General features: G+C 58.0%; 7 protein-coding genes. 5 read left to right on the forward strand and 2 right to left on the reverse strand.

The annotated features are described in order from the left end of the window. Positions 1–694 precede the first annotated feature (694 nt). From GGR47_RS18850 to GGR47_RS18860, 3 genes are read left to right on the forward strand one after another with little or no spacing between them, the layout of a single operon-like run. Positions 695–1,234, forward strand: a complete 540-nt coding sequence (locus tag GGR47_RS18850) for a helix-turn-helix domain-containing protein (RefSeq protein WP_221204878.1) — start codon at positions 695–697, stop codon at positions 1,232–1,234. A gap of 48 nt (positions 1,235–1,282) precedes the next feature. Then, entirely contained in the window at positions 1,283–1,783 is a 501-nt protein-coding gene (locus tag GGR47_RS18855) for a helix-turn-helix domain-containing protein (RefSeq protein ID WP_147037271.1), read from the forward strand. A gap of 7 nt (positions 1,784–1,790) precedes the next feature. Beyond that, positions 1,791–2,378, forward strand: coding sequence for a PIN domain-containing protein (locus GGR47_RS18860; RefSeq protein WP_147037270.1), 588 nt, complete (start codon positions 1,791–1,793; stop codon positions 2,376–2,378). A 76-nt stretch (positions 2,379–2,454) separates the two neighbouring features. Here GGR47_RS18860 and GGR47_RS18865 read toward each other — a convergent pair whose 3' ends face one another. After that, complete coding sequence (locus GGR47_RS18865) at positions 2,455–4,755, reverse strand: N-6 DNA methylase (protein WP_147037269.1); 2,301 nt, start codon at positions 4,753–4,755, stop codon at positions 2,455–2,457. Between the two features lie 94 nt (positions 4,756–4,849). Further along, positions 4,850–6,061: a MobQ family relaxase gene (mobQ, locus tag GGR47_RS18870; protein WP_147037268.1), complete on the reverse strand. Its 1,212-nt coding sequence runs from the start codon at positions 6,059–6,061 to the stop codon at positions 4,850–4,852. A 189-nt stretch (positions 6,062–6,250) separates the two neighbouring features. On the opposite strand from mobQ, the gene traD reads away from it, so the two are divergent. Further along, entirely contained in the window at positions 6,251–6,526 is a 276-nt protein-coding gene (traD, locus tag GGR47_RS18875) for a conjugal transfer protein TraD (RefSeq protein ID WP_147037267.1), read from the forward strand. After that, on the forward strand, positions 6,519–6,899 hold the full coding sequence (locus tag GGR47_RS18880; protein ID WP_246343154.1) for a hypothetical protein: 381 nt from the start codon (positions 6,519–6,521) through the stop codon (positions 6,897–6,899). The genes traD and GGR47_RS18880 overlap by 8 nt, the downstream gene beginning before the upstream one ends. The last annotated feature ends 58 nt before the right edge of the window (positions 6,900–6,957 follow it).

Consider the following 6,957-nt stretch of genomic DNA (forward strand, 5'->3'; position numbering starts at 1 on the left):
TCGGATGGGCGCACATCCTCCTCACCGGCGAATACCTCTGGCCGAAAGACGCCGACGCTTAGGGTGTCATTTCGCCCTCAGCCGGAACCGACCCCAAGGAACCCGTCATCGAGCAGCATCTGTACGGCTGCGCCGGTCGCTGGAACGCCAAGACCCACATCTGCAAGGGCGGATGGGTGCCGTTACAGGCCCAACAGGAGCCGTAGGAAGCCCGGACAGTGCAATTCAGGGGCTGCCCCCCCCCAACCCCCACTTCTACCCCGCCAAGCATCTCCACGCCCGCCACAGGCGCTCCGATCGCGATGGCGCGGACTCACAGCCCGACGCACGCGGCGACCAGCCGCGTTCCTTGTTCTTCTTCTGTTCCCTCTGATCTAATGATCGTCCACCAGCCTCGTCGGTCGGGCGTGGCCGCTCATTAGATCATTAGAGAGGGCACAAAAAATGCTGTTTTATTTCAATGGCTTATAAAGGGGGGGTGTGACTCCTAGGAGTCACAGGGGTGTGACTCCTAGGAGTCACAGGTCTGTCCTGTAACTTGACAAATAAGTCGCGTTTTGCGACCGATGTTTGTCCAGTTTCTCGACACCGGAGTCACACCCCTGTGACAGATACGCGCACTTTACCGACTGCCCCTTCTTCACCCGGATCATGGGTCCAAACAGATCGGGCTACTCACGAGGCATGGGCGCGTATGTCGGTAAAAAGTCCGCGCGCTTCTGCCCTGCTGCATGTGCTCGTTGCGCGGATCGGCCAGCATAACGCGGTGGTGGCGTCCCAGTCCGTCTTAGCGAAGCTCATGGGATGCAACCGGCGCACCATCGTCCGCGCTATACAGGACCTCGTGGAAGGCCGATGGATCGAAGTCCGCCAGATCGGAGACCGGGGCACCGTAAACGCCTACGTCGTGAACGATCGGGTTGCGTGGCATGGGCCGCGAGAAGGGCTACGCTACTCACTGTTCAGCGCGACCGTAATCCTCGCTGAAAGTGAGCAGCCGGACGGGCGCGAACTGGGGCAGCAAGAGCCGTTGCGGAAGTTGCCTCGGCTTTTCCCGGGCGAACGTCAGTTGGCAGGAGGTGAGGGCGAGCCACCACCTAGCGAGCCGTCGCTTCCCGGCATGGAACCGGACCTTCCTGCGATGTTCGAACCTACCGATCGGGGGCCAATGGACGAACCTCAAAGCATCGGCTCCCTCACAGGGACCTTGCTGGGCAGGCTAGGCGATGCGTAAACCAAGGTTTACCCCTTACCCCTGTACTGGTTTACGTTGGTTGCCCCTATGAGTTTATCCCCCGCAGAGGCGGCGAAGCACGTCGGCCTGACCAAGCAATCGGTCATCAAAGCCATTCGTTCCGGGCGTCTTTCTGCCATCAAGGACGCGAGTGGGGGGTGGCTGATTGAGCCCGTCGAGCTTTTTAGGGTATGGCCTGCCGTAAACCAAGACAGGGGTAAGGTTACCCCTCAGGTTGACGCTGGTTTACCCTCAGAAAACAGCGAGGTTGTCACCCTGCTGAAGGCGCAAATCGACCTTCTTCGCTCTCAATTGGATGACGTGCGGGCCGATCGCGAGGACATCCGGGCTGATCGCAACCACTGGCGACAGATGGCTGAACGTGGTCTGCTCACCGATCAACGTCCGCTCCCCGAGCGGACGCCGGTCGCTGCCCCGGAAATGGTAGAGAGCGTCGAGCCGACGCCACCACCCCCGCCTCTTCCTTCTACGGGTGGATTCTGGTCCCGCCTATTCGGTCGCCAGGGCGACAGCCCTAGCGAGCAGTGAGGATCATATGGACGACGTAGAAACCCCGATCGAGCGGCCCGACGTGATCGTGCCAGACACCGGCCCGCTGATCCATCTGGCCCAGACCGATGCCCTGCACCTGCTCCACCAGATCGGGGGACGTGTGGTCGTAGCCGATATGGTCGCGTTCGAGGCAACGCAGGACATGACCAAACCCGGAGCGCAGGAGATACAGGACTGGCTTGATGCCGGGCAGAGGCACAACAGCAACGCGCCGGTGCTGGTCGCATCGACCGAGATCGGGAGGCTGTTCGCCAAGGCCCGCATCGTCGATCCCACCACACGCGCCAAGGATTCCGGCGAACTGGCGATCATGCAGTGGCTGGGCAGCTATGTGGACTACCATAGCGATGCCAGCATCCTCATCGTCTATGAGAACGGCAAGATTCCGCGCTTCGTCCGCGAAACGGGGCTGGATATGGCAACGGACGTGCTGACCACGCGCGCCTTCCTCGAACTGGCCGAGCGGCGCGGGATCGTGAGCAGCGCAGAAGATGTGTGGCAGCGCATCGTCGCTGTAGCGCCTACCGCCAACCCTCAAGTTGCTACCATGTCGCTCCGTAAGCCAAAATAGGACCGCGACACCCGATGATTGCCTTGCAAACGATCAGGCATCAAGGATGCCCGACCGTTAGCGGAAAGGTTACTGACTAGGCTAAGGCGTTGAGACGGAATGCTTCATCGGCGGCGACATTCCTCTCTCCCACTTCAGCCTTAAGCCGTGCCACCTCGGCATCGTGCGCCTCCATCATGTCAATCATGGCTTGCTGCTCAGCAATAGAGGGAAGTGGCACTTTTGCCTTTTCAAGACGACCCTTGCTTGACGTCTGTCCTTTAGCGGCTTTGCGAGCTCCGGGCATGGGAATACGCGGAAGCACATAATAGAGGAATTTAGGTAGCACCCGTTCATCTTTCGGAATGATACCAGCAATTGCCTCGTTGGTGTACATAGGGCGCCCTGTCATAGCTACCTTGCCAAGAGATAGCTTGAAGCTAAGCAGCAGAGTTCCGGGCGGTAAAAGCTTAACATTCGAGTTCTTAACTCCAGCATCAGTTAATCGCTCTTCGGTTTCATGAAGTTCTGCCCCTTCACAAGCAGTTATGTCCGCAATTTTTGCGAATAAGTGCTCTCCGCCATAGTATTCACGCTTTTTAGTGTCTGGGGTGCCGCCAATAACAATGTCACATATCCCTTTTGGCCCCCCAAGCTGAACCCAATTTGGGTTGGCATACTGATCTCTAAATTCGTCTATCGTAAGCTTATATCCGTGCTTTTTGATCGTTTTAATATCGACTGAAAAGGATCGATCGGAATGCCCGCGATCTGACCAGAGCTGACGCAACATAGGAAGATCATTATCTGGTATGGGACGACGGCCAAGCTTACGCGTACTTTTCTCAAATCCATCATTTATTACATCGAAAAACCAAACAGATTTGGTTGGCTTTCCTTTCTTGAATATTAATAAGCTTGTTGGCTGTCCGGTGTATGGCCTGAATACGTACTCGTGTAGACTTATAACCGCTTCTAATTCACATGTTTCAAGAAGCCTGCGACGAACGCGTACATTGGGCGCTGATTCATCGAACAATACGCCTTCTGGCACAACCACACCGGCTCTACCGTCTTCTTTTAAGGCATCAATTATGTGCTGAAAGAACACCGGATTAGCATTATCGGTGGTGTACCCATATAAACCAGCATGATCTGTGGTTTGAGAAAATGGGAAGTTTGCTAGTACTACTTCAAACTTATCTTTCCATGGCTTTGACAAACTGTCCATTTGCTCGATGTTGTTATGACCATCGCCAATAATGATCATATTCATCTTGGCTACTTTTGCCGTCGCGGTCAGCTCTCTACCAAATATGGTTTCCTCTTTGAGGAACTTTATGTTTTTGGGGGTATTTTTAACTTTACCCTTAATATGTCGAAACGCCTGAATGAGAAAACCACCCGTACCACAGGTTGGATCATAGACCGTTTCTTCAAACAAAGGATCAACCAAATCTACTGCCAGCTTTACTATATGGCGTGGCGTAAAATATTCACCCAAATCATTGCCGACAGATATAGAGTTTCTAAGGAAATACTCAAACGCATCGCCTTTTATATCAGAATCCGTATTCAATAACTCAAGTTTAGACAACCTATCTACAATCGTCTTTAGCGTTTTAGGAGTATTTATAGCAAGTTTTCTTTGGAATACATCACCAGTATGATTGTAGTCGCGTATTAGTCTGGGAAGGACAGTGTCGTTGATATAATCGAGCATATCTTGCGCGGGCTTACTTTTAAAAGCATCCCAGCAATACCGCTTTTCTAAAATTCTTTTTTCACCGCTTGCTTCTCTATCTGCTTCAATTTCGCTAATCAATTTTAAGAAAAGTAGATTTGAAAATTCGGTAAACCGCTCAAGCCCTTCTCGCAGTCCTTCTTTACGCAAAAGATCATTCGCAGCACCAAACGCACTTATTAGTTCGTGCTTAGTATGCCTAACTATTTCAGGCGTCTTTACGGACGAGCCTTGGTCTATAAATCGTAGCACGTCCCGCTCAGAAAGCAGGGTTGTAACATCTTCACCATCGATTTGTAGACGACGCCCATCCCTTAGATCATGTGCTTCGACAAACGAGCCATCTGCAACAAAAACAATGTCTACGTTGAGGGGTTTAGCATACAGATCAATGCCCTGCTTAAGAGCATCTGCTAGATTTTGGCCCGGTCGCTTAGCCTCAATAATGGCAATAGGCTTATCAGTACCCCGTTCATAAAGTACGTAATCAGGCTTTACGCCTTTCAGAGTTGATCTCTGCGCTTTTGTCTTAGGACGTTCGGTAAAAACATTGCAGTCGGCTGACTGCTCGTCGGTTTCCCAACCTAAGTTTTCGAGTAGCGCGTCAAGTCGCTTACGGGTCGCAGATTCCAGCGGCGTCGTGAAGTAGCCCATATTCCCAGCCTTTCGATTGGGACGATCCGCTATAAGCTTTCGAACCCAATGAAAACCCCCTTCAAACCAATCCGAGCGACCGGGTGCTTCCCTCTCACCGGCTCAACCCCCGATCGCGTTGCAGGACCAGCTCGCGGTCACGCAGCTGCTGGTCCACGGCGCGGGCCATCTGCGGTTCGCGCTGGATCCGCTCGATATACAGATCCTTCGTGTACTGGTTCGCCCCGTTGTAGGCGTCCACCGCCTTCCGCAGCGCCTCCGGGGTCGCCCGCCAGTCGTTGCTCTGGTCGCCGTAGCCGTGGGCGCCCGCCTCGCGCCGCGCCGCGATCGTCCTGAACCGCTCGGCCACCTGTTCCCGCTCACGCGCCTGCTGGCGCTCCTGCGCCACCTCGCGGGCACGCTCGGCGGCTAGCTGGTCGCGGCGTTGCGCGTCCGCCGCCTCCCGCCGATCGCGATCGACCGCGCCGCTCAACGTCGCCGCGAACCCGTGCAGCCGGTGCGACACCCGCTGCCCCACGTCGCGCAGCCACTCCGTCCCCCGGTCGATATACTGGCGCAAGGACCGCCGCTCGAGGACGCCGGCGTTGTGCTGCCCGACCTTAGTCGCCGGCGCATAGTCCCGCCCCTCGCGCTGCGCCTCCCGCTCGGCCCGTCGCTCCATCGCCACGACCCCCGGCCCCATATGCACAGTCGCCTCCTGCTCGATCCCCTGCCGCTGGAAGCTGCGGTGGTCGACCCGCTCGTGCGACTGCGCCCGTTCCAGCGCCGCGTTCTGCATCTCCGCGAACCGCGCCCGCCAGCGCTCCACCTCCCCGCTCGTCTTCTGGTCCAGTTCGCGGGTCTTCTCCCCAAGCCCCTCCGCGCCGATCCGTCGCGTCGTCGTCAGGAGGTGGGCATGGTGGTTGCGCTGGTCGCCCTGGCGACCAGGTGCGTGGATCGCCACGTCCACCGCCACCCCGTGCCGCTCGCTGATCTCGCGGGCGAGGTCGAGCGTCAGGGTGCGCCGCTCGTCGGCCGACAACTCGGCCGGGAGCGCGATTTCGTATTCCCGCGCCACAGTCGAGTTCTTGCGCGTCTCGGCCTGCTCGGCGGCATTCCACAGCGCCGACCGGTCCTGCACCCAGTCGGGCGCATCGGCGGGGGCGACGATCTCGCGATGCTCGATGCCCTGCTTGCGGGTGTAGTCGTGGACGATGCCGGTGCGCTCGTCCGCGATCTCCACGCCCGCACGGTAGGCCGCCGCCGCCGTGGCGCTGCGACCGGCGGACCGGCCTACCGTCTTCACCGCAAGATGGAAGCTCGCCATCGCCGCGTACTCCTTGCCATGTGGCAACATGGCGCGGGCGACAGCCCGCCGGGGTTCGGGGCTACGCCCCGACGCACGCAAACGCAAGTTTGCATAAGTGCGCCATTCTCTTCCTATGGTCGTTCTGGTAGCGTTGCTCGTAGTTGTGCAATATGGTGCCTCGCATTCGTGCTTTCACGCGGAGAAGCTATGGCGCGCCCGACGCTCGAATCCATCGAGAAGGCCCAGCAGCGGGTGGATCAGGCCAAGGCCCGGTTACAGGCGCTTCAGGCCCGCGCATCCGCTCTCGATCGCAAGGCCGATGCCCGCCGCAAGATCATTCTCGGCGGCCTGCTCCTCGATGCCGCGATGAAAGACGCGGAGTGGGAGAAGCGTCTTGGTGTATTAATGGACCGCATCAGCCGCGATCAGGACCGCAAGGCGTTCGACGGATGGACCTTCCGGGGTGGCCCCGCCGATGACTGAACCCTTCGATCCGTCCGAATTCGACGCGGGTCCACCCTCCGATGACCCTCACGCCGACTATCGCACCCTGCTCGACGCCATGCGCCGCGCCGGGGCCGAGGGGATCGCGGAAGAGGTGGGCGCGCTGGCCCGCCAGATCGAGCAGGACGCCCGCCAAAGGGCCGACTGGGGCCGGACGGTGGGATCGGAGGTCCGCGACCTGCAACGGGCCGCAGCGGCGCTCCAGCGGGCCAGCACGGGCATCTGGCTCGATCGGTTCAAGGAATGGCTTTACGCGGCCCTGATCGGGCTGGGGCTAATCTTCGCCGCGGCTCTCGCTTACCGCTGGGCCAAGGAGGGGTCGGCTCCGGCTGAGGGCGAAATGACACTCTAAGCCGAAAGAGCATGGTTGGAGAAAGTGCGAAGCCGTTTCACGCGATGCATGCCTGATT

Origin of the sequence: Sphingomonas aquatilis, from assembly GCF_014196115.1 — a bacterium.
GTDB classification, from domain to species: domain Bacteria; phylum Pseudomonadota; class Alphaproteobacteria; order Sphingomonadales; family Sphingomonadaceae; genus Sphingomonas; species Sphingomonas aquatilis.

What these genes read in the sequence shown, in the direction of transcription:
- GGR47_RS18850 (WP_221204878.1), top strand. Translation starts at nt 695, where the DNA reads ATGTCGGTAAAAAGTCCGCGCGCTTCTGCCCTGCTGCATGTGCTCGTT.
- GGR47_RS18855 (WP_147037271.1), top strand. Translation starts at nt 1,283, where the DNA reads ATGAGTTTATCCCCCGCAGAGGCGGCGAAGCACGTCGGCCTGACCAAG.
- GGR47_RS18860 (WP_147037270.1), top strand. Translation starts at nt 1,791, where the DNA reads ATGGACGACGTAGAAACCCCGATCGAGCGGCCCGACGTGATCGTGCCA.
- GGR47_RS18865 (WP_147037269.1), bottom strand. Translation starts at nt 4,755, where the DNA reads ATGGGCTACTTCACGACGCCGCTGGAATCTGCGACCCGTAAGCGACTT.
- mobQ (WP_147037268.1), bottom strand. Translation starts at nt 6,061, where the DNA reads ATGGCGAGCTTCCATCTTGCGGTGAAGACGGTAGGCCGGTCCGCCGGT.
- traD (WP_147037267.1), top strand. Translation starts at nt 6,251, where the DNA reads ATGGCGCGCCCGACGCTCGAATCCATCGAGAAGGCCCAGCAGCGGGTG.
- GGR47_RS18880 (WP_246343154.1), top strand. Translation starts at nt 6,519, where the DNA reads ATGACTGAACCCTTCGATCCGTCCGAATTCGACGCGGGTCCACCCTCC.